This window comes from Mesorhizobium sp. B3-2-1 (assembly GCF_006439515.1).
Lineage (GTDB): Bacteria > Pseudomonadota > Alphaproteobacteria > Rhizobiales > Rhizobiaceae > Mesorhizobium.
In genome coordinates, this window is the sequence record NZ_VFTI01000021.1 from 24,748 (window position 1) to 47,612 (window position 22,865).

20 protein-coding genes and 1 pseudogene are annotated in these 22,865 nt (G+C 62.4%); 8 read left to right on the forward strand and 13 right to left on the reverse strand.

What is annotated here, in order from left to right:
* Positions 1-102 precede the first annotated feature (102 nt).
* The 4 genes from FJW08_RS21050 to FJW08_RS21065 are packed head-to-tail and all read right to left on the reverse strand — an operon-like array spanning position 103 to position 2,801.
* Positions 103-987: a VOC family protein gene (locus tag FJW08_RS21050; RefSeq protein WP_140812125.1), complete on the reverse strand. Its 885-nt coding sequence runs from the start codon at positions 985-987 to the stop codon at positions 103-105.
* Positions 984-1,886 (reverse strand): SMP-30/gluconolactonase/LRE family protein, encoded by a 903-nt coding sequence (locus tag FJW08_RS21055; protein WP_140812126.1) that lies wholly within the window; start codon positions 1,884-1,886, stop codon positions 984-986. Before FJW08_RS21055 ends, FJW08_RS21050 begins: the two co-directional genes overlap by 4 nt.
* Before the next feature lie 4 nt (positions 1,887-1,890).
* The gene (locus tag FJW08_RS21060; protein ID WP_140765815.1) at positions 1,891-2,334 is read right to left on the reverse strand and encodes a cupin domain-containing protein; all 444 of its coding nucleotides are present in this window, start codon (positions 2,332-2,334) and stop codon (positions 1,891-1,893) included.
* On the reverse strand, positions 2,331-2,801 hold the full coding sequence (locus tag FJW08_RS21065) for a DoxX family membrane protein (protein WP_140765817.1): 471 nt from the start codon (positions 2,799-2,801) through the stop codon (positions 2,331-2,333). The genes FJW08_RS21060 and FJW08_RS21065 overlap by 4 nt, the downstream gene beginning before the upstream one ends.
* Positions 2,802-3,061: 260 nt before the next feature.
* Here FJW08_RS21065 and FJW08_RS21070 point away from each other — a divergent pair, with 260 nt between their 5' ends.
* From FJW08_RS21070 to FJW08_RS21095, 5 genes are all read left to right on the forward strand, one after another.
* Positions 3,062-3,871 (forward strand): SDR family oxidoreductase, encoded by an 810-nt coding sequence (locus FJW08_RS21070; RefSeq protein WP_140812127.1) that lies wholly within the window; start codon positions 3,062-3,064, stop codon positions 3,869-3,871.
* Between the two features lie 7 nt (positions 3,872-3,878).
* Positions 3,879-5,444 carry a GMC family oxidoreductase gene (locus FJW08_RS21075; protein ID WP_140812128.1) on the forward strand — a complete coding sequence of 522 codons (1,566 nt, stop codon included), beginning with the start codon at positions 3,879-3,881 and terminating at the stop codon, positions 5,442-5,444.
* Positions 5,441-6,892: a glycosyl hydrolase gene (locus tag FJW08_RS21080; protein WP_140812129.1), complete on the forward strand. Its 1,452-nt coding sequence runs from the start codon at positions 5,441-5,443 to the stop codon at positions 6,890-6,892. The genes FJW08_RS21075 and FJW08_RS21080 overlap by 4 nt, the downstream gene beginning before the upstream one ends.
* Entirely contained in the window at positions 6,889-8,208 is a 1,320-nt protein-coding gene (locus tag FJW08_RS21085; RefSeq protein WP_246682470.1) for a glucoamylase family protein, read from the forward strand. Before FJW08_RS21080 ends, FJW08_RS21085 begins: the two co-directional genes overlap by 4 nt.
* Before the next feature lie 241 nt (positions 8,209-8,449).
* Positions 8,450-9,289: a DUF4336 domain-containing protein gene (locus FJW08_RS21095; protein WP_210241203.1), complete on the forward strand. Its 840-nt coding sequence runs from the start codon at positions 8,450-8,452 to the stop codon at positions 9,287-9,289.
* A gap of 384 nt (positions 9,290-9,673) precedes the next feature.
* Here the strand turns inward: FJW08_RS21095 and FJW08_RS32465 are convergent, their stop codons facing one another.
* Entirely contained in the window at positions 9,674-9,850 is a 177-nt protein-coding gene (locus FJW08_RS32465) for a hypothetical protein (RefSeq protein WP_181183002.1), read from the reverse strand.
* A 155-nt stretch (positions 9,851-10,005) separates the two neighbouring features.
* Between FJW08_RS32465 and FJW08_RS21100 the strand changes: the two genes are divergently transcribed.
* The gene (locus FJW08_RS21100) at positions 10,006-12,429 is read left to right on the forward strand and encodes an EAL domain-containing protein (RefSeq protein WP_140812130.1); all 2,424 of its coding nucleotides are present in this window, start codon (positions 10,006-10,008) and stop codon (positions 12,427-12,429) included.
* A gap of 141 nt (positions 12,430-12,570) precedes the next feature.
* On the opposite strand, the gene FJW08_RS21105 is transcribed toward FJW08_RS21100, so the two are convergent.
* A complete protein-coding gene (locus tag FJW08_RS21105) occupies positions 12,571-12,765 on the reverse strand; it encodes a hypothetical protein (RefSeq protein WP_140812131.1) in 195 nt (64 codons plus the stop codon).
* 101 nt (positions 12,766-12,866) lie between these two features.
* A pseudogene (locus FJW08_RS21110) lies at positions 12,867-13,073 on the reverse strand (Tn3 family transposase); the annotation flags it as partial.
* An 80-nt stretch (positions 13,074-13,153) separates the two neighbouring features.
* On the opposite strand from FJW08_RS21110, the gene FJW08_RS21115 reads away from it, so the two are divergent.
* A complete protein-coding gene (locus FJW08_RS21115; protein ID WP_140761869.1) occupies positions 13,154-15,235 on the forward strand; it encodes an FAD-dependent oxidoreductase in 2,082 nt (693 codons plus the stop codon).
* Complete coding sequence (locus tag FJW08_RS21120) at positions 15,156-16,757, forward strand: trimethylamine methyltransferase family protein (RefSeq protein ID WP_210241205.1); 1,602 nt, start codon at positions 15,156-15,158, stop codon at positions 16,755-16,757. Before FJW08_RS21115 ends, FJW08_RS21120 begins: the two co-directional genes overlap by 80 nt.
* Here the strand turns inward: FJW08_RS21120 and FJW08_RS21125 are convergent.
* Genes FJW08_RS21125 through FJW08_RS21150 form a run of 6 tightly spaced genes read right to left on the reverse strand, consistent with a single transcriptional unit; the run spans position 16,754 to position 22,854 of the window.
* The gene (locus FJW08_RS21125; RefSeq protein WP_140761863.1) at positions 16,754-17,437 is read right to left on the reverse strand and encodes a TetR family transcriptional regulator C-terminal domain-containing protein; all 684 of its coding nucleotides are present in this window, start codon (positions 17,435-17,437) and stop codon (positions 16,754-16,756) included. The two genes, FJW08_RS21120 and FJW08_RS21125, sit on opposite strands and share 4 nt — an antisense overlap.
* A gap of 44 nt (positions 17,438-17,481) precedes the next feature.
* The gene (locus FJW08_RS21130; protein ID WP_140812132.1) at positions 17,482-19,044 is read right to left on the reverse strand and encodes an ABC transporter substrate-binding protein; all 1,563 of its coding nucleotides are present in this window, start codon (positions 19,042-19,044) and stop codon (positions 17,482-17,484) included.
* A gap of 1 nt (position 19,045) precedes the next feature.
* Entirely contained in the window at positions 19,046-20,074 is a 1,029-nt protein-coding gene (locus FJW08_RS21135) for an ABC transporter ATP-binding protein (protein WP_140812133.1), read from the reverse strand.
* Positions 20,071-21,036, reverse strand: a complete 966-nt coding sequence (locus tag FJW08_RS21140; protein WP_140812134.1) for an ABC transporter ATP-binding protein — start codon at positions 21,034-21,036, stop codon at positions 20,071-20,073. The genes FJW08_RS21135 and FJW08_RS21140 overlap by 4 nt, the downstream gene beginning before the upstream one ends.
* On the reverse strand, positions 21,033-21,920 hold the full coding sequence (locus tag FJW08_RS21145) for an ABC transporter permease (protein WP_140812135.1): 888 nt from the start codon (positions 21,918-21,920) through the stop codon (positions 21,033-21,035). The genes FJW08_RS21140 and FJW08_RS21145 overlap by 4 nt, the downstream gene beginning before the upstream one ends.
* Complete coding sequence (locus tag FJW08_RS21150) at positions 21,904-22,854, reverse strand: ABC transporter permease (protein WP_140761850.1); 951 nt, start codon at positions 22,852-22,854, stop codon at positions 21,904-21,906. The genes FJW08_RS21145 and FJW08_RS21150 overlap by 17 nt, the downstream gene beginning before the upstream one ends.
* Between the last annotated feature and the right edge of the window lie 11 nt (positions 22,855-22,865).

The following is a 22,865-nucleotide window of genomic DNA, read 5'->3' on the forward strand; positions in this document are numbered from 1 at the left end:
CGATGTAAGGCCATACGTGACAGCCGAGGCCTGGGGCGGGTATCACGGCTCAAACCACATCAACACGTCACCAGGTTCGCCGGAGTCTTGGCGAGGCGAAATTCATGCGTTTGGAGAAGCTATCACGAAAGCATGGCCGTCCGGGTCGCGCATGGCGCGCGTTACACCCCTATCCGCAGCACTCCATGCTCTGCCAGCCTCGTACACAACACGTGTGCTGGCAATATCGTTGGCTTTTGGGGGAGGTGCAGGATGAACAAGCGGGGCCCGCTGAGCCTTGCGATAGCATAGCAGTTCAAGATGCGGAATGCAGGTAACCGGTGTGAGCGCAACCACGTCGACCTCGGCGCCTTGCACGTCGTCAAGCCTTTCCTGCTCGATCCCGTGGTTGAACGAGCGCGCGGACACGCTAAGGCCGATGTTCTCGTAGTAGGCGACACTGGCATCGGTGTCGGAGATTGTTATCGCAGAATGATCGATCCCCACACACGGTTCGTGAGGCGAGCTTGCCGGCCAGCGCGAGTCGCCTCCGCGGAATTGGAGAAACTCAAGCGGATGGCCTTCCGGATCTCGGAATTTGAACGCAGTAACACCACCGGACGAGGCCGGCAGGCGCTGCGGCCCGCCCGTGGAGATGGGCGTCCAGCCCGCCACGGTCGAAAGCCGTTGAAAGGCTTGGTGCATGTCTGTGACGGCGATCGCAAAATGCTGGAACACCAGGTCCGAAGCAGACGATCCGGACGGATAAGGGTCGCCCGACAGATCGAACTGCAGGAGTTCGATGGTCTGGCGTCCAATGCCAAGCGTGATCCGGTCGGCGGCGCCGCTCAGGCCCATCAGTTGCTCGAATTGCGGGCCGCCGAGGCGGTCCTTTGCGAACAGGCGACAGCCGAAGGCTTTTTCGTAGAACCGGGCGCCGCCTTCGGCATCGGCCGTCGTAAGGCTGAAACAGGCGATCCTCTCGATGGACGGCACGTCGGCGGTCATGGCCACGACACCCCGCGGCGATTGAGGAAGATGGCATAAAGCGTGTGCGAGCCGCCAATAAAGAGCCTGTTCCGGAACGGGCCGCCGAACGTCAGATTGGAAACGCGGTACGGGACCAAGATCTTCCCGAGCAGTTTGCCGTCCGGTGCGATGCAGTGAACACCGTCCGCCGCGCTGGACCAAAGGTTGCCGTCTCCGTCGACGCACAGCCCGTCCGCATAGCCGGGCTCTATCTTATGGAAGATTTCGCCGCTAGCGAGCGCGCCGTCCGGCGCGACATCGAAGGCCATGATGTACCGCTTGGGATCGTCGGTGGTCTGATCGCCGGTTTCGGCAACGTAGAGACGTCTTTCGTCAGGGGAAAATGCGAGGCCATTCGGACCGTCGAAATCGCCGGACATAACGGCGATCCGCTTGGTTTGCGGATTGAACCGATACAGCGCAGGCGGCTGCTCGGAAGGCTGGCAGCCGCCTTCATAGTCGGTCTGAATGCCGTAAAGTGGATCGGTGAACCAGATCGAGCCATCCGACTTCACGACCACATCGTTCGGCGCGTTGAGGCGCTTACCGTCGTGCCGATCAACCAGCCGCGTGACCGTGCCGTCCCATTCGGTCCGAAGCAGGCACCGCTTGCGGTGCGAGCAGGAGATCAGGCGGCCCTGTGTGTCGCGCGCCTGCCCGTTGGCGTAGCCCGAGGGAGCGCGATAGACGGATACGCTTGCGTCTTCGATCCAGCGCATGGTCCGGTCGCGCGGCAGATCCTGGAACAGGAGGCAGTTTGCGTCGCCCATCCACACCAGCCCCTCGATCCAGCGAAATCCGCCGGCGAGTTCCTCGAGCGGCGCATTCTCGAGGATATAATGGGAAAACCGTCGATCGATGATGTCGAAATTCTTCATCGCACTATCTGAATTCGCAAGGCCGAGATGGCGCGGGCACGTCTTCCAACTGAACGACCATCAACACGGCAGGCGCATCGCCCGCCGTCCCGGATCGGTGACCGCGCTTGCCGTCGACCTCCCGGCAGTTCTGATCGCCCCCGAAAGACAATTCGCCTGGCCCCATCTCGACGCGCTCGCCGTCCATCGATTCGACGAACCAGCGGCCCGAGAGGGGAACGATCCATTGCGGCTTGGGGTTCTCGTGCCATGTGCCGATCCAGCCGACAGGCAGCACGGTGACAAGCGTCGTCATCCGACCGCTCGATTTTTTGCCCTGCCACTGCGGATCGGCGGGTGGCGCTATCGACTTCAGGTCGAACTCCGTCATCGCGCATTGGGTCTGACGGCTGATGCCATCGTCGTCCGTCCATAGATGGCAATAATGAACCGTTGGCCGTGCGCTCATTTCGCTTCTCCTGGAACCAGCTGATAAGGGTTTGAGGAGGCCAGCGGATGACGCAGGAAATGCTCGACGCCGACGGCATTCGACCCGAAGGCGAGAAGAAGAAAGCCGCCGGCAAGGGAGACGTTCTTGAGGAAATCCCAAAAGACTTCCCGGCCGCTGCTCTTGCCCTTCAGCCGAAAGTCGGGCTGGCGCCAGAACTGTTTCCACAACAGCGCCGTGATGAGGCAGTAGCCAGCCAGGATCAAGGCTGCCAGTCGATCGGCGACCCCGCCCAAGATGGCGAGCGACATGAAGACCTCGACGCAAAATCCGCAGGCGATCAAAGCCGCCGCCAGCGGGCGGTTTGGAACCGCCTGGGATGCCTGATCTATCGCCAGCCTGAAGTTCAGCGCCTTGTCCAACGCGCTGAACGGCAGAAAGAGCCCTATCAACAAACAGCGCACCGCGAGAGCGATCAGGACGGGCATCGGACAACCCTTTCGATGCACGGGCGGCACCCCCGCCGAGCAGCGCATGGCCGCGTCGGACTCCATGGGCGAGAGGGCCGCGTCACCGTGGATATACGTTCAGGCATCCAATTGGTTCGGAACCGACGCATCACAAAATTGTTCCCGAACATGTATCGCGATGTAACGAAACGAGCGGACCTTTTGCTTCTCCGAGGCGTTCATTCGCATCCGCGCAGTTTTCAGGGTCTGCGATATTGGCATCTGGTTCGAAGTCCGCCATGCCCGAGTTTAAGCCATTGGCCAGGCAAAAAGCCATCGTAACCGGGGCCAGCTCCGGTATCGGCGAGAGCGTCGCCATCGCCCTCGGAAGGGCGGGTGCCGATGTGGTGGTGAACTATGTCGAAGGCGAAGCTGCCGCGAACGCCGTCGTTGATCAACTTCATCAGGCCGGCAGCAAGGCTATCGCGCACAAGGCTGATGTTTCGGCGGAAAATCAGGTCGAGGAAATGTTCGAGCGCGCCATGCGCGAGTTCGGCACTATCGACATTCTCGTCGCCAATGCCGGCCTGCAACGCGATTGCGCCTTTGCCGAGATGACGCTGGAAGAGTGGAACAAGGTCCTCGGTGTCAATCTGACCGGACAATTTCTCTGCGCCCGGGCCGCGACGCGCGAATTCCTGCGCCGCGGGGTCGTTTCGTCCGTCTCGCGCGCGGCCGGCAAGATCATCTGCATGAGTTCGGTGCATCAGGAGATACCGTGGGCCGGCCATGCCAATTACGCCAGCTCGAAAGGCGGCATCAAACTGCTGATGGAAAGCATGGCCCAGGAGCTTGCCCCCAAACGCATCCGCGTCAACGGCATTGCGCCGGGCGCGATACGGACACCCATCAACACGTCTGCCTGGGACACGCCAGAGGCCCTGAAGAGCCTGCTGACGCTGATCCCCTACGGGCGGATCGGGCTGCCGGCAGACATCGCGCGGGCCGCCGTCTGGCTGGCATCCGACGAGTCTGACTACGTCGTGGGCACCACGCTCTTCGTCGATGGCGGCATGTCCCTCTTTCCGGGCTTTTCGACCAACGGTTAAAAACGCGATGACAGACCATTTTGACGTCATCGTCATTGGCAGCGGTCCCGGCGGGGCATCGGTCGCGCAACGTCTGGCGCCGACGGGGAAGCGCATCTTGCTCATCGAGCGCGGCGGCTATCTGCCGCGCTCGCGCGCCAACTGGGATGCGCAGACGGTGTTCGTGGATGCAGCCTATCGGGCGGACGACATCTGGTATGACAAGGACGGCAGGAGTTTTCGCCCCGGCCTGCATTATTATGTCGGAGGCAATTCGAAGGTCTATGGCGCGGCGCTCTTTCGAATGCGCGAACGCGATTTCGGCGAGCTTCGCCACAAGGACGGCATATCTCCCGCCTGGCCGCTGGGATATGAAGCGTTCGAACCCTATTACGCCGAGGCCGAACGGCTCTTTCACGTTCACGGCCAACGCGGCGAAGATCCGACCGAACCGCCGTCGAGCGGCCCTTTTCCCTATCCGCCTGTTTCACACGAGCCGCGAATCCAGGCGCTGCACGACGCTTTGGCGGTCGGCGGATTGCGACCGTTTCATCTGCCGCTCGGCATCCTTCTCGATGAGGAGGATGGCAAGGTCACGCCGACCAGCACGTGCATTCGCTGCGATGCGTTCGATGGATTTCCCTGTCTCTTGAACGGCAAGGCGGACGCGCAGGTCGTATGCGTCGATCCGGCGCTCAAGGCGCATCCCAATCTGATGCTGCTCACCAATGCCTACGTCTCCAGGCTCGGAACTCATGCGACGGGCAGGAAGATCAATGACGTGGCGGTGACTCGCTACGGCGAGAAGGAGCATTATACGGCCGACATTGTGGTGGTCGCTTGCGGCGCGCTATCCTCGGCGCTGCTTCTGCTGCGCTCCGCGAACGACAAGCATCCCGACGGCCTGGCCAACGGTTCCGGCCAGGTCGGCCGCAACTACATGCGGCACAATCAATCCGTGCTGATGGCCCTGATGCTTGAGCCGAACGAAACCATTTTCCAAAAGACTCTCGCCGTCTCCGATTTCTACTTCGAGTCAGAAGATGACTGGAGCTACCCGCTCGGCCTGATCCAGATGTGCGCGACGTCGCATGGCGCCCAGATCAGGGGCGAAGTGCTGCCCCAGTGGCTGGAATGGTTGCCGAAGATGCCGTTCGATGAAATGGCGCGGCACTCGATGGATTTCTGGCTGTCGAGCGAGGATCTTCCGCGCCCGGAGAACCGCATTCGCTACGATGGCGAGCGGGTCGTCCTCGACCTCGCCGACGGCGATCAGGAGGCGCACCGCCGGCTCCGGCAGAAGCTCAAGCAAATATTGGGCAAGGCTGGGGCGCATCCGCTGCTGTTGGAACGCAAGCTCTATCTCAGCCAGGACATCCCGATTGCCGGAACCGCGCACCAGGCAGGAACCGCGCGCTTCGGCACTGATCCCGCAGTGTCGGTCCTCGACGTCGACTGCAAGGCGCATGAACTCGACAACCTCTACCTCGCAGATGCGAGCTTCTTTCCGTCGATCGCCGCGGTCAATCCCACACTGACCATCATCGCCAACGCGCTCCGTGTCGCGGACCGGATCAAGGAGCGGCTCCTATGACGGCTATGTTTTCGAGCGACCTGAACGGACCCGCGACCAGTTTTCCGCATTTCTGGGAGCACACGGTAGGCAGCGGCCATGCTACGCTTGCGCTGCGCGCCGACTGGCAAACTCAGTTGAAGCAAACGCATGACGAGTTGGGCATGCGGCATGTCAGGTTCCACGGTATCTTATGCGACAACATGGGGACGCTCATCGCCGAAGGTGACACATTCTTCTATTCATTCTTCAACGCAGACCAGATTTTCGATTTTCTTCTTTCCATTGGCATGAGGCCCTTTGTCGAACTGAGCTTCATGCCATCCGCCCTGGCCTCGGGCGATCAAACGGTTTTCCATTATGGTGCCAATGTCACGCCACCAAAGGACCACGCGCAATGGGCGGTGCTGATCCGAAAGCTAGTGAGCCACTGGGTGGACCGCTACGGCCTGGACGAGGTGCGGCAGTGGTTCTTCGAGGTCTGGAACGAACCGAACCTCGCTGCCTTCGGGAGCGGAAAGCAGAGCGACTACTTCGAGCTGTACCGCTACACCGTCGAAGCCATTAAAGGCGTCGACAAGATGCTCAAGGTCGGCGGCCCCGCGACAGCCGACAATGCGTGGATCGAGGATTTTCTGAACTATTGCCGGACCAGCAATCTTCCAGCCGATTTCGTCAGCACGCATCATTACCCAACCGATGACTTCGGCAAGCCGGGCGACGACAGCGAGGCACAGCTTGCCGCGAGCAGGCGCAGCGCCCTGCGCGACGAAGCCCGCATCGCGCGCAAGCAAGCGGGCGATCTGCCCCTTTACTACACGGAATGGTGCACATCGTCGAACCCGCGCGACGCCATGCACGACGACCCCTATGCCGCCGCGTTCATCGTCAAGACGGTCATGGAGGCGAGAGGGCTCGTTCAGGGGTATAGTTACTGGACGTTCTCAGACATTTTCGAGGAGAACTATTTACCTTCCGTCCCCTTCCAGGGAGGGTTCGGATTGCTCAACATCCACGGGATCGCCAAGCCCGCGTATCGCGCATTCCAGCTGCTGCATCGACTGGGCACGCAGATGCTGCCTGTCGAGGGCAGCCATGAAACCGTCGATGCTTGGCTCGTGCACGGCGACCGAGGCTCCACGGTGGTGCTGACGAACTTTGGACTGCCACGCCACCCGATTGAAACGGAGCAGGTTCTCTTCGGGCTCGAATCCGCGCCGCCGGGGATGGGCGCCTCGGTTCAGCGCATTGATATCGAGCACGCCAATGCCAAGCGCCACTGGGAACAACTGGGCGAGCCGGAATATTTGGACGCAGCGTCGGTCGATGAACTCAAGAGACGGTCAGAGCTCCGGGGCGAACCGATCGAGATCAAGAACGACGCCAACACGGCGAGCTTCGAGATTTCTATGCCGCCGCAGTCGGTCGCCGCAGTGACGGTCGCTCTTCCATCCAGGCTCGGTCAATGAAAGCCGATCCGGACCAGATGCCGGTCGGCGAGGACCTGCTGGCGGCGCTCCAGCGCAAGTCATTCGCCTATTTCCTCTACGAAGCAAATGAGGCGAACGGGCTGGTTGCCGACAGATCCAGAAAAGGCTCCCCCGCCAGCATCGCGGCGGTCGGGCTCGCGCTCGCGGCCTATCCGGTCGGGGTGGCGCGCGGCTTCATGACACGCGAGCAGGCGTGCGCGAGGACGCTGGCCACGTTGCGCTTCTTCTGGAAGGGCACGCAAGGAATCGGACCGGATGCCACCGGCTACAAGGGGTTCTATTACCATTTCCTGGACATGGAGACGGGACGGCGCGTCTGGCGCTGCGAACTGTCCACGATAGACACCGCGCTTCTGATCGCCGGCATCCTGACGGTAGGCGCATATTTCCGGGAGAACTCCGAGGACGAAACGGAAATCCGCACCCTCTCGGAGGCGCTTTACGAGCGCGTCGACTGGGACTGGGCTCGCAATGGCGGCGCCACCGTGGCCCATGGCTGGACGCCGGAAAAAGGATTCCTTGGCTACCGATGGGAAGGCTACGACGAAGCGTTGATCCTCTATGTCCTCGGCATCGGCTCGCCGACGCATTGCCTGCCGCCTGAAAGCTACCAGGCGTGGCTGTCAACTTACCGCTGGAAGAAGATCTACGGCCACGAGTTCGTCTATGCAGGACCGCTGTTCATCCATCAGTTGTCGCATGTCTGGCTCGACTTCCGCGGCATCCGCGACGGCTTCATGCGCGACCACAAAAGCGATTATTTCGAGAACAGCCGGACGGCGACTTATGTCCAGCGCGAATACGCGTCCCGTAATTCAATGGAATTTTCCGGTTATCACGAGAACAGCTGGGGCGTGACTGCCAGCGACGGGCCAGGATGGCAGACGCGACGGATCGGCGGGGTCGAGCGGCGGTTCTACGGCTATCGCGCCCGCGGCGTGCCGTTCGGACCCGACGATGGCACTCTGTCGCCCTGGGCAGTCGCGGCATCACTGCCTTTTGCTCCGGAGATCGTCCTGCCAGCGCTGCGCCATTTCCATGATATCAACCTCAATCTCGACAATTCCTACGGTTTCAAGGCGAGTTTCAACCCGACGCTTTCGCCAGACATCGGAGATCCTGCCGGCTGGGTGGCTCCGGATCATCTGGGGCTGAACCAGGGGCCGATCGTGCTGATGGTGGAGAATCACCGATCCGATTTTCTTTGGCGGCTGATGCGCGGCTGCAAGCATGTTGTTCGCGGTCTGCGCGGGGCCGGCTTTCGGGGAGGATGGCTCGAGACTGTCGGCGAGTAGGTCGACCAGCTGCGAGTTAAACGGTTGCATAGAGCCCAGAGCTTCACACCTCAATCGGTTTTCGTCTTCAGCCAATCTAGGTCAAGGAGAACGATGACGGGTTCTTTACACTATGATCCTAGCATGCATGGTCGCGCAGCATGGAACGCTGGCAAAACCATTCGTACAAAGCGACCACTTACTCAGAAACGGATCTAAGCGATCGGCTTCTTCCTCGACGGAGAGGGACGCCTGCGCGATCGTGCATTTTTCGACCTGGCAAGCAATCGACAGCAAGCTGCGGCCGTGTCGGACGGCCGTTTTCGATATCGCTGCAATCGCGCTTCTAGCTCCTTCAGGGGGTGGAAAGCGTCCATCGGGCGGATTAGACTTCCCGACCATGTTGGAGCCGCTGGTATTGAACCTATCGTTTGCGGATGGCGGGGTCGTCTCATTCAAAGGCTTCGATTATCCGACACGCATGGTCGTCGTGCGTCTTGCCGATGGGGGGCTTTGGTTATGGTCGCCTGTCGAAAGGACGGCAGCGATTGAGGACGAGATTCGGGCGCTTGGCCCTGTTCGGAATATCGTTAGCCCCAACAAGCTGCACTACCTGTTTCTGGGCGAGTGGCAGGCCGCATTCCCAGACGCGAATTTATGGGCGACGGCGCAGACAATTACCAAGTGCAGGGAACTCCGCTTTTCCGGGGCGCTGGCCGATAATCCGCCAGCCGAATGGAACGGCCAGATCGACCAGTTCTATTTCACCAATTCGCCTTTCATGGACGAGCTGATCTTCTTTCACCGCGCGTCGCGCACCGCCATCATCGCCGACCTCTCGCAGACCTTCAGCGAGACGTTCTTGAAACGCCATTGGCCTTGGTGGATGCGGCCAATCGCCAACCTTTCGAAAATGGTCGAAGGCTGGGGCTATCCGCCGATCGACTATCGGATCAGTTTCCGCAACCGTGCAACCGCGCGCCCAAAGATTCGTGAGTTGATCGGAAACCATCCCGAGCACGTCGTCGTGGCGCATGGTGAGGTTGTCAGGACGGGTGGCGAAGCCTTTTTGCGGCGTGCCTTTTCATGGCTGATCCAGTAGTCTCACCGTCGCCACCTGGTTTCGCCGAATGGCGGCTAGCCGGTGATCTTACATAGTCACCGGTCGTCGTCCGGCCCTTTCATACTGCTAAGCTTAGACGCGGCTATCGATCTCCATCCAGCGATCGCGAATGGCAGCGCCGTCGAGACGCCTCTCGCCAGTTTACAAACATCATTGCTGGCCAGTTCAGTTTGCTGGTTCGATATGCGGGTGCGCCCCGACCATCCCAGCAGGCGCCGAGCCGAAGCGGCTCCCCAAACCAGATTATTCTTATCTTACATCGCATCGGCCACCGCGCGTCCCAGTGAGGTAGTGGCTCGGCGGATGAGACGACTTAGGGTCTGGCTGTCATCGAACAGCGCCTTGTAATCCCCCTGCCGGAGGTCACGCCTTGGGCTCGGAGCGCTTCGGCTCTGGCAGGATCACGAACCATAGCCACAACATCGGCCGCGGCCAGTCGCGGTCGCGGTAGCCGTTGCGCAGCCGGCGCGGGTTCTTCTCGCCATAGCCGTCGCCGGTCGCGGCGCCCGGCCTCAGACACCGCCTTGGAGCGTCTGCCACGCCCGCCTGCATGAGAAGCATCGTCGCTGCTGGTCAGATGAGTTATTTATAGCAACAACAAATCATTTCTTAAACAGTGCGCAGGCAGTTTAAGCACTTATTCATTACTCAAGCGCATTTTTCTTGCAAGTGTGTGCGGGCTTCGAGAAAAAAGCATGCTAAAGGTCTACACCTGCATTGCAACGGAGCATGATTTGCGTCTGGTTGCGCTAGCGGCCTTCGTTTGCGCACTGGCCTGCTTCGCTGCGGTTAATCTTCTCCATCATGTCCGGCGCAGCGAATTTGCGATGCAACGGTTCTGGCTCGCGGTCGCTGCCGTCGCCACCGGCTTCGGCATCTGGGCTACACATTTCATCGCCATGCTGGCCTTCCAGCCCGCGGTGCCGAGCGGCTACAACATCGCCTTGACAATCGTCTCACTGGTCGCGGCTATCATTTTGACGGGAACTGGCCTTTCCATTGGCATCTCACCACGCGTGCAGCATGGCCGCTGGATTGGCGGCGCCATCGTGGGCGGCGGGATCGCCGTTATGCATTATACCGGCATGGCCGCGTTCGAGATCGCCGGCCGCATCGACTGGGATCCGCCGCTCGTTGCCGCCTCCATCCTCCTCGGCGGTATTTTCGGCGCCGCTGCATTGCCGGTCGCGCTTCGGGAAAACAACGTCAGGTGGAAGGCGCTCGGCGCCCTGGTGCTGACAATTGCGATCTGCAGCCACCATTTCACGGCGATGGCCGCGGCAGCGATCATACCTGATCCGCGTGTTGTGGTTTCGGCCTCAGCGCTGCCTGCCGAATGGATGGCGATCGGTGTGGCGCTCGCTTCGACTGTCATCATCCTTTTAGCCCTTGTCGGTCTCGGCCTCGATCTGCGAGACCTTCGCCGCGCGGGTGAGACTGCGCGTATGCAGGAACTGGCGGACGCCACCGTCGAGGGGCTGGTTGTGTGCAACGAGGCCGGGATTGTTGCAGCCAATAAAAGCTTCGCCGCACTTGCCGGCGTCGACGGATCGGAAGTGGTCGGCCGCTCGCTCGCTTCTTTCTTCCCCACGCTGTCGCAGGACGAACTCGTTAACACGGAACGGAAGCCACTGGAGGCGGGGCTTTGGGCGACGAACGGCACCACGATACCGGTGGAGTTGATCCGCCGCAGCATCGTCTTTAGCGGCAAGCCACACAAGGTTCTTGCAGTGCGCGATATCCGCGGTCGCAAGCGGGCCGAGGAGGAGATTCACTTCCTCGCCCACCACGATCCCCTGACCGGTCTGCCAAATCGCAGAAGCTTCAACGAGAGGCTGGAGGCTGAGTTCGTGGCGCATCGTGGCGCCGACCGCTGCTTTGCCGTCCTCTTCCTGGATCTCGATCGCTTCAAGGATATCAACGATCTCTTCGGTCACCTCGTCGGCGACGAGGTGCTTCAATTGGTTGCCGAGAAGATCAAAAGTATTCTCAAGCCACAATACATGTTCGCGCGCCTTGGGGGCGACGAGTTCGCGGTGATCATTCCGGGCCTGCCGAGCCCCGCTTATGCAACGCGAACCGCTGAAGCCATCCTGGAGGCGTTTAGCGACGGAGGAGGGATGATTCTGCCCGCCGGGGTCACGCTCGGCACAAGCATCGGCATCGCTGTATTCCCGAATGATGCGCCTGATCGCGCGACGCTTCTAAGCCATGCAGACGCCGCGCTTTATGAGGCTAAGGCGGAAGGGCGTGGCGTGTATCGCTTCTTTGCGCCGGCCATGGGTGAGCATCTGCGCGACCGACGCCAGATGGAACACGACATTCGTCTTGCAATCTCGCGCAACGAGTTCCGCCTCGTCTACCAGCCGCAGGCAAAGCTTCCATCAAACAAGGTCTACGGCTTCGAAGCCTTGCTTCGTTGGGATCACAACAGCAAGGGCGCCGTATCCCCCGCGGTGTTCATTCCGATCGCGGAAGAATGCGGCGCCATTCTGAAGATCGGTGAATGGGTGCTGCGCACCGCCTGCGCCGAAGCGGCGTCATGGGAACAACCGTTAGCGATCAGCGTCAACGTCTCGGCCGTACAACTCCATGGCGGGAATCTTCCGGAACTGGTGGAAGAGATACTGAAGGAAACGGGTCTGGATCCATCCCGACTTGAGTTGGAGATTACAGAATCATCGCTGATCAAGGATATTGGCCGAGCGCTCGCAGTACTCAACAAGCTCAAAATCCTTGGTGTCCAGATCGCGATGGATGATTTTGGCACTGGCTACTCTTCTTTATCGAACCTGCGGGCGTTCCCGTTTGACAAGATCAAGGTGGACCAGTCCCTGGTGCATTCTGTGGATGCGAGCGATGAGGCCGCCGCAGTTCTGCGCGCCGTCTTCGGTCTCGCTCGGGGCCTCAACCTGCCCGTTCTGGCGGAGGGCGTCGAAACCGACGCAGAGTTAGATTTTCTGCGTGCAGAAGCCTGTGACGCCATGCAGGGTTATCTTCTCGGCCGGCCTTGCCCGATAGCCGAGTTCGCCCATCATACAAGCGGTGAAGACTCGTCAGCCGGTCCCCGACGGCCAAACAAGCACGAATTGCACGTGGTCAAGAGCAGCGCGGCCTAGGGCCGAAACGGGAGCATAAAAAAGTCGGGGGCGCCGGGCGCCTCGGGTTAGCGTGGACCTAGAGATTGTGCAGCCACATTGGTCCTCGTCTCCGTCGGACGAAATTGCCTTGCTCCTGCGAAGATCCCGCGCCGCCGGCAGTTAGATAACCCGCTTTGTAAGTGCAGCAGCAATCGGGCCAACTTCTGCTATAACCTCCGCCATTGGGATGTGAGCCTCGCTTGCCAAACAGGCAAGACTGAACACATGGGTTCCAATCCCAATGCCTTTGAGGTTCGGATGGTTGAGGCTGTTCGCGACGTAGCTGTCGAACAGTTCGCGGGCGCGCACCGACATGAGTGGCCTCCATGCTTCCGCTATTATAGGCGTTTGCGCCACCTCGATCAAACGGAACAGGCGTTTGCGCTATTTTCAAACTGAAACACTACCCGCCGTCGTGCCGAGAGCTTCTTCAGGATGGTCGACGGCACGACGGATCGCGTCGTGATCGACGCTGCCAGGTGAAGCAGATCGTCCCAGTGGTCGAGAATGAGCGTGGTGTTGATCGGTGCTCCGATGTGGTTCGACAGTGCCGGGTATGCGTCGCCCTTCTCGAACGTGTGGAACTTACGATCTTTGAGATTGCGTAACCGAGGTGCGAAGCGCGGCATTGGGATTGCGTTTTACCAAAAGCGCGAATATGCTTGTTGTACGATCGTTCAACAAGCATATTCGCGAAGCCCCGATGCACTGCAATCCCCGCTACAAAATCCTTTTCGAACCGGTTCGCATCGGGCCCGTCACCGCGCCGAACCGCTTCTACCAGACCCCGCATGCGACCGGCATGGGCACGCTCAGGCCGCAAAGCGGCGCTGCGCTGCGCGGCATCAAGGCCGCAGGCGGTTGGGGCGTGGTCTCGACGGAATATTGCTCGATCCATCCGAGTTCCGACGACTCGCCGTTTGGCTTCCTGTCGCTGTGGGATGAGGACGACGTCCGCGAGCTGGCGCGCACCGCCGACGCCATCCACGCCCATGGCAGCCTGGCAGCGGTCGAGCTGTGGCATGGCGGCGCCCACACCAACAACCGGCTGACGCGCGAACCACTGCTGGCGCCCTCGGCGCAACCAGCGAAGTTTGTCCAGCCCGGCGGCGCGCGCGCCATGGACCGGCAGGACATCAGCGACTTCCGTCGCTGGCAGCGCGAAGCCGCGATCCGCGCGCGGCGGGCGGGGTTCGACATCGTCTACTGCTATGCTGGGCACGACTACCTGCCGTTCCAGTTCCTGTCGCGCCGCACCAACCGCCGCACCGACGAGTATGGCGGCGCCTTGCAGAACCGCGTGCGGCTGCTGCGCGAAATGATCGAGGACACCAAGGAAGCCGTCGGCGACAGCTGCGCGGTGGCGGTGCGGTTGGCGGTCGACGAACTGCACGGACCGCATGGCATCACCTCGGAAGGCGAAGGGCGCGAGATCATCGAGATGCTGGCCGAGCTGCCGGATCTCTGGGACATCAACGTTGCCGGCTCGCTCGGCAACGATTCCAAATCGTCACGGTTCAGCGCGGAAGGTTTTCAGGAAGAGTATGTCGGCTTCGTCAAAGGGCTGACGACAAAACCGGTGGTCAGCGTCGGGCGGTTCACCTCGCCGGACACCATGGTCGGCCAGATCAGGCGTGGCATCCAGGATTTCATCGGCGCGGCGCGCCCGTCGATCGCCGACCCGTTCCTGCCGAAGAAGATCTTCGAGGGACGCGAGGACGAGATCCGCGAATGCATCGGCTGCAATATCTGCCGCTCGGCCAACAATGAAAGCGTGCCGCTGCGCTGTACCCAGAACCCGACGATCGGCGAGGAATGGCGGCGCGGCTGGCATCCCGAACAGGTCGACAACAAGGGTTCGGAAGCGCGCGTGCTAGTGGTCGGCGGCGGCCCGGCAGGGCTCGAATGCGCACTGACGCTTGGCCGGCGGGGCTATGGCGTGATGCTGGCCGAAGCCGGCAACTTGCTCGGCGGCCGCGTCTCGCGGGAGGCGACATTGCCCGGGCTGGCGGCATGGGCGCGGGTACGCGACCACCGCCTGCACATGCTCGGCAAACAGCCATCGGTCGCGATCTATCCCGGCAGCCGGCTCGACGCCGAGGACGTGCTATCACTCGGCGTCGACCATATCGTGCTGGCGACCGGCAGCTTCTGGCGGCGCGACGGTGTCGGCGCCAGCGTCGAGATGCCGGTCGGGATCGAGGCGTCGCCGTCGATCCTGACGCCGGACGACATCTTCGCCGGAGTCCCGGTAACGGGTCCGGTGCTGGTCTATGACGACGAGCATTATTTTATGGGCGGTGCGCTGGCGGAGAAACTGCGCGTTGCCGGCCACGCGGTGACCATCGCCACGCCGCTGCCAGTGGTGTCGAGCTGGACGCAGATGACCGACGAGCAGTTCTTCGTCCAGAAGCAGTTGATGGAAAGCGGCATTGGCCTGCTTTTGTCGCAAAGCCTGGTGTCGGCAGCGAACGGCGTTGCCGAATTCGCCTGCACCTACACCCGCCGGGTCACGCGCCGCGACTTCGGCACGCTGGTGCTGGTGACGGGACGCATCGCCGAACAGACGCTATTCGACGCGCTCTCCGCAGCAAGTGCGCGCAAGCGCGAGAACAACCCGTCGATAACGCGGATCGGCGATTGCCTGGCGCCGTCCTCGATCGCCGATGCGGTGCATTCCGGCCACAAGTACGCCCGCCATCTGGATCTGCCGGCAGGGGCAGGAATACCGCTGCGCGAACGACCATCTTTCACCACAGGAGCCAAGCCATGGAACGCAGTATAGCCGCCGCAGACCCGGCCGCCCGCAGCGTGAAATCGGCGGCATCGCGCAGCGTCCGTGGAAACAGCTGACGCGACCTTACGCGCCGATCGAGGTGCTGTCGGCCGACCAGGTCCAGTCCATCCATGAGATGGGTCTCACCATCCTGGAAGAGATCGGCATGCGGGTACTGCAGCCGCGGGCGCGCCAGCTCTATCGCGCGGCGGGCTGTGATGTCGACGAAAGCGAGATGCGGGTGCGCTTCGACCGCGCCATGATCATGGAGCGCGTCGCCACGGCGCCGTCCTCGTTCGAGCTGCGCGCCCGCAACCCGGAAAAAAACGTCAAGGTCGGCGGCAGGCACTGTATCCTGTCGTCGGTGGGCGGGCCGGCCTATGTCATGGACAATGATCGCGGACGCCGACCCGGAACCTATGCGGAGATGTGCGACTACCTCAAGCTGATCCAATCGTTCAACGTGCTGCACCAGGAAGGTGGCGGGCCGTTCGAGCCGCTCGACCTGCACCAGAATACCCGCCATCTCGACCTCTACTATGCTGAGATCACTTTGCTCGACAAGAACTGGCAACCGCAGGCGCTTGGCCGGGGGCGCGCCATCGACGCGCTGGAAATGGTGGCGATATCGCTCGGCACGACGCGCGAAAACCTGGCGCAGGAGATGCCGGTATTCACCGGCATTATCAACACCAACTCGCCGCTGCAGCTCGACGAGCCGATGGCCGAAGGCCTGATCGCGCTGGCCGAACACGGCCAGGTCAATGTCGTCACGCCATTTACGCTGGCTGGTGCGATGAGCCCGGTGACATTGGCCGGGGCTTTGTCGCAACAACATGCCGAGGCGCTGGCCGGAATCGCGCTGACCCAGATCGTTCGCCCCGGCGTGCCGGTCATGTATGGCGGCTTCACCTCCAATGTCGACATGAAGACCGGCGCCCCGGCCTTCGGCACGCCCGAATACACGCAGGCCGCACAGATCACGGGCCAGCTCAGCCGGCTGATCGGCGTGCCGTTCCGATCCAGTAACGTCACCGCCGCCAATTCGGTCGATGCACAGGCGGCCTATGAGAGCGCCATGTCGCTGTGGGGCTGCCTGATGGGCGGCGCCCATCTGGTGATGCACGCCGCCGGCTGGCTCGGCGGTGGCCTGACGGCATCGTTCGAGAAACTGGTTATCGATGCCGAGATGCTTCAGATGATGTCGGCCTATTTCGATCCGCCGGTCGTTGACATTGACACGCTGGCGCTGGAGGCCGTGCGCGAGGTCGGCCCGGCCGGGCATTTCTTTGGCGCCGCCCACACCATGCAGCGCTACGAGCGGGCCTTCTATTCGCCATTGGTATCCAACTGGGACAATTACGACACCTGGATGGAGCGCGGCCAGGTGACCGCGCGCGAGCGCGCCAATGTCGTCTGGAAGCGGATGGTCGCCGAATACGAGCAGCCGCCGATCGACCCGGGCATCGACGAAGCCTTGCGGGACTATATGGAGCGCCGCAAGCGCGAAGGCGGTTCGCCGCTCAACTAGTAGGCGTCTCGCAAAGGCCCGACCTGAGCCTCAAGCATCTCGAAGCCTGCGGCTTCCGCTGCTTGCGGCGTCACCACGCTTTCATCGAGGCACCATTCGAGCCAGAGCCCGTCGACCAGCGCGATGAAATTGCGCGCCAGCGCCCGGGCGTCGACTTGCCTGCCGCGCGGTATGGCGACGGCGGCAATGTCCTCGGCCAGCTCCGCCCGGTAGGCGTCATAGAGTTCGCGATGCGCCGCCTGAAGACGCGGATTGACGGCGATCTCGCCCCACAGCGACAGCCAGATCAGCAGGTTCTCGCGGCTGAAGTATTCGGGTGCAAAATTGGAGTGCACCAGGGCGGCAAGCGCTGCTTGCGGCGACCAATCCGACGTCTCGGCGCGGCGGCGTTTGGCTTCGGCGATCTGGTTGTTGACGCTGGCGTAGAGCGAGGATTTGTAGACCTCGACCAGCAAGCCATCGAGGCTTTCGAAGTGATGGTTGATGAGGCCGCGCGAGACGCCGGCCTCCTTGCAGATGCGGTCGATGGTGAAGGCGCCGATGCCGCCGACCGACAGGCATCGCGTCGCCGCCTCGATCAGCATGGAGCGGCGCACATCGGCCTGCTCGCGGCTGAAGCGCGGCGGAGCTTTTCTTGCACCGCGCTTCCTTCTTGCACCTTCTGGTTGGGCATCCGTCATGCAACCCAGCTAATCGATTACGCCCCTCCTGTCCACGGAGGCGGTCATGCCTTCTTCTTGAACAGCACCGGATTGGGATGGCCGTCGGGATAGATGACCGGCTCGAAAGCGGTCTTGTGGATGGCGACCAGCGGCTGGTGGCAGATGAAGACGAAGCCGCCGGACTGTTCCATCAGATCCTCCATGCGGTTGGACAGGGCGATGCGCTTGGCCTCGTCGCTTTCCGCCACCAGCTGCTGATAGCTGGTCTCGAATTCGGGGCTGTCGAAGCCCGACCAGTTGTAGGCGCCGATCTGGTCGGGACGGAACCAGACCAGGTTTTCGGAAGGATCGATGCCGCCGGCGAAATCCATCAGTGCCAGATCGATGTTCTTGTAGCCATCGCCTTGCGTCTTGTCGCCGACGCCCCAGAATGCCGCCTCGTCATACGGTTGGATTTCGACCTTGATGCCGGCCTGTTCGAGGCTGGCCTGGATAATCTGGGCGGTCGCGGTGCGGATGGAATCGTTCATCACCGTCAAGGTCAGTGACAGGTCGCTAACGCCGGCTTCCGCGAGCAGCGACGCGGACTTCTCATAGTCCGGTGCGGCGATCAAATTGCCGGCCCGCGCGAATTTGGTTCCGGGCTGGACGACGCCGGTGGAACGCCTGGTTAGATCGTCATAGACGCCGGTGAGGATCTGCCCGACATCGACGCCGTACTGCACGGCCTGGCGGACTTTCAGATCCTTGAGCCGCGGGCTCAGCATGTTGATGGTCAGCCAGACATATCGTGTCGACTGCGCCTCGATCAGACTTGTGTCCGCTGGTGGGTTCGCCTTGACGGCCTTGGTCGCCGAAATGGCGATCTTGGTGTAGTCGAAGGCGTCGGCCTCGTAGGCGAGTTGCGCTGCCTGATCGTCTGCCACAACATAGATCTCGACCTTGTTGAAATCCGGCTTCGGGCCCGGCCAGTCAGGATTGGCGGTCAGCGTCACCTTCTGCTTCTGCTGCCAGTCGCTGAAGAGATAAGGCCCGCATGTCGCCGGCGGCTGCGTGGTGAATTTGCCGCCCGCCTTCTCGGTGCCGGCGCGGCTGATGATGTGGCCGCCATAGTATGGCAGGCTGGTGACGAAGATCGGCTGGTAAGGCTCCTTCAGGTGAATGATGCCGTTGCGGGCATCGACGACCTCGACGCGGTCGAGCTTCTCGAACTGGTAGGCCCAGGGCGATGCCAGCGCCTTGTCGGCGATGCGCTCGAACGAGAACTTCACGTCGGCGGCGGTTACCGCGCCGAAGCCGCCAGACCATTTCAACCCATCGATCAAGGTGAAGGCGATGGTCTTCGGGTCTTTCTGTTCGAGCTTCTCGGCGCCCCACAGCGACCATGGCGAGCCTTTCTGGATATCGCCGAAATGGTTCAGCGAGACGTAGATGCCGCGCATCATGACATCCTCGATGCCGCCATTCATGAAGGCAGGATCGAGGCACTGCAGGTCACCTTCCATTCGCATGCGCAGCGTGTCGCCAACGGCCGACCAGGCAAAGCCTGGCTTCATCGTGAGACCAGCGCCCAGCGCGCCCGCTGCCTTCAGGAATGCACGTCTGTCCATGGTCCATTGCGTCATGTCAGTTTCCCCTTTGGTTTGCGGAAGCGCGTGAAAACGCTTCCCGTTCTTGCCCGCCGGTCTCCAGCGGGAAATGGCAACGCACCATCCGGCCGGCGCCCATCGACCGATAGGCAGGCGGCTCGGTCCTGCAGCGCTCGCGGGCGATCGGGCAGCGCGTGTGGAACTCGCAGCCCGAAGGCCGCCGGAACACGCTCGGAATCTCACCGGTGACGGCCGGGTTGTGGTTACGCCTGCGCGGGTCGGGTATCGGCTCCGATCGGATGAGCGTCGCCGTGTAGGGATGCATCGGCGCGGAAAACACATCTAGTGTCGGTCCGGTTTCGACCAGCCGGCCGAGATACATGATGGCGAGCCGGTCGCTGACGTGACGGATCATGGCCAAGTTGTGGGTGACGATCATGGCGGCGAAACCGAGTTCGCGCTTGAGCTCGCCGATCAGGTTGAGCACATCGCCCTGCACCGATACATCGAGACCTGCGGTCGGCTCATCGGCGAGCAGCAGATGCGGCTTCATCGCCAAGGCGCGGGCGACACCGACGCGGCGCGCCTGCCCGCCAGACAGCTCGTGCGGAAAGCGGTCGACGAAGGATGATGGCAACCCAACCAGCGCCAGCAGCGCCTTGGCGGCGACGCGGCGGTCCGGCATCGGCTCGCCCTGGATGATCTGCGGTTCAGTGAGCAGCGTGCCGATGCGCAGGCGCGGGCTGAGCGAGGCGACAGGGTCCTGGAACATCATCGCCGAGCGCCGTCGCATGGCGCGGAAATCGGCCGGCGTCGCCACGTCCCTGCCCTCGAAGAGGATGCGGCCCGCCGCTGCCACGACAAGGCCGAGGATGGTGCGGGCCAGCGTCGTCTTGCCGGAGCCGGATTCGCCGACCAGCCCGAGCGTTTCGCCCGGCATCAGCGACAGCGTCACGCCGTCGATGACGTTGAAGCCCGGCAGAGGGAACGGATTGATTAGCTGATTGAGCAAGCCGCCGCGAACGAAGCTCGCGGACAGGTCTTCCACGGCGAGCAGCGGGGTCATGGCATCACCGCGTGGCAGCGTGCGACATGGGCAGCGGCGAGTTTCACCAGCGGTGGGGTGATAGAACCGCATGGCGCGAAGGCGCGGCCGCAACGCGGTGCATAGACGCATCCCGTGGGTGGCTGGGTCAGGTTGGGCAGGAAGCCTGGAATGGTCGGCAGCCTGTCCAACCGCTCATGGAACCGGGCGGGATCGCAGGCGAGCAGCGCCTGGGTGTAGGGATGCCTGGCGTCGTGGAAGATCGCATCGACCTCGCCGCCCTCGACCACCTCGCCGGCATACATGACGTAGACCCGGTCGCAGAGTTCGGCGATGACGCCGAGATGGTGCGAGACGACGATGATGATGCCGTTGTATTCACGGCGGAGCTCGCGCAGCAGACGGATGATCTGCGCCTCCATGGTGACATCGAGCGCCGTGGTCGGCTCGTCGGCGATGAGGAGGCCGGGATCGGTCAGCAAGGCGGCGGCAATGGCGACACGCTGGCGCATGCCGCCCGACAGTTCATGCGGATAGCTCTGCATCCGGCGCTCGGCATCGGCGATGCCGACGCGGCCAAGCATGGCGGCGATCCGCGCGCGCTTCTGTACCCGGCCAAGATCCTTGCGATGGTGCTGGAAATCGACGAGCTGGTCGCCGATGGTCAGCACCGGGTTGAACGCCGTCATCGGGTCTTGGCTGACCAGTGCGATCTCGTCGCCGCGCAGCAGGCGCTGGCGGTGGGCGTCGAGCTTTGCCAGGTCGACGCCGTTGTAGCGGATCGATCCGTCGATGCGGGCATTGGCCGGCAACAGGTTGGCCAAGGCGGTGACCAGCGTAGACTTGCCGCAGCCGCTCTCGCCGACGATGCCGATCACTTCGCCCGGATGCGCCTCGATGTCGACATGGCGCAGCGCATGGACGCTGCCATGCGGCGTCTCATAGCGGACGCTGAGGTCATTGGCGGCGAGCGAGCCGGTCATGCCGGCCTCCGCAGTTGCAGGCGCGGATCGAGATAGTCGCGCAGACCTTCGCCGAGGAAGGTGAAGCCGAGTGTGGCGAGCACCAGCGGCAGCCCGCCGAAGATCACCATGAAGGGGGCCGAACGGATCGAGGTGTAGCCGTCATAGAGGATGCTCCCCCAGGACGGTGTTGGCGGACGGACGCCCAGGCCAAGGAAACTCAAACCGGCCTCCACCATGAGGACGACCGGGATGTCCATCGACAAGAGGATGATCAGCGGACCGACGACATTGGGCAGAAGGTGGATGAAGATGATGCGCGCGGCACCGGCATCGATCAGTCGTTCGGCAAGGATGTAGTCGCTGTTCTTCAGCGCCAGCGTTTGCGCCCGGATCAGCCTGGCGTAGCTTGGAAACGAGGTCGCGGCGATGACGATGATCAGCGTGCCGGTGCCAGCGCCGAGCACGGTGATGATGGCGAGCGCGAACATGATCATCGGCAGCGAGTTCAGGCTGTCGAATGTCAGCACCAGAATGGCGTCGAGCCAGCGCGGGCCGTAGCCAGCGATCAGGCCGAGCATCAGGCCAATGGCGCCGGCGATGGCCACCGAAACAATGGCGATCGTCAGCGCGGTGCGCGCGCCGTAAATGACGCGCGACAGGAGATCGCGGCCGAGATGATCGGTGCCGAACCAGTGCCCGGCCGATGGCGGCTGCAACTTGTGCAGCACGTCGATCTTGACCGGAGAATAGGGCGCGAGCCACGGCGCGAGGACGGCTGTGACGAGGAACCCCACGACCAGGATCAGCGCCACACAGGTGAACGGATCGGTAAGCAACGCACGCAGCAGCGGAAACCTTTGTCGATCGGGCGCGCAAATAGAGGTCTCAACCACGGAAGACATCGCGCACCCTCGGATCGAGCCGCGCAATCAACAGGTCGGCGGCAATGGTGATGGAGACGTAGATGGCGGTCATGATCAGCACCGTGCCCATGACGACCGGATAGTTGCGGGTGTTGACAGCGTCGGTGATCAGCTTGCCGATGCCGGGCCGGGCAAACACCGCCTCGACGAAGACGGCGCTGGACAGGATGCTGCCGAGGCCGACGGCGACCAGCGAGATGGTCGGGATGATGGCGATGCGCAGCGCGTATTTGGAGACGATCTTCCACTCCGGCAGACCGAAGGAGCGCGCGGTGCGGATGTGCGGTTCGCCCATCACCTCCATCATCGAGGCCCGCACCATGCGGGCGATATAACCGATCCAGCCGAGTGCGATGGCCGCGGCCGGCATGACCAGCGCCTTGGCCTGGCTGATGAAGTCACCTGCCTCGCCGGCGCCGATGGCCGGCAGCCAGCGCAGCGTCACCGCAAACAGCAGCAGCGAATAGATGGCAACGACGAAGGACGGCACGGCGATGACGCCGACCGAGAGCACGCCGATGACGGCATCGGCCGAGGTGCCGCGCCGCATCACCGACAGGCAGCCGAGCGGCACGCCGATGAGAAGCGCGACGGCCAGCGCTGTCAGGCCAAGGATCAGCGTGTTCGGCAGGGCCTCCAGGACCAGCGTGGAAACGGGCCGGTTCGACCAGACGTCGTAGCCGAGATTGCCGGTCAGCGCGTTGCGGAAGAAGGCGACGATCTGCCACCAGACTGGCTGGTCGAGGCCCATGCGCTCGATCAGCAGCCGCTTCAGTTCCGGCGTTGCGCGCGGACCGAGTGCGACGGTTGCCGGATCGCCCGGAACCAGGAAGACGGCCGAGTACATCGCGACCATGACGAGGACGAGGATCAGGATACCGAGACCGATGCGCTTCACTGCATATGCAAGCATGGCCTCCTCCC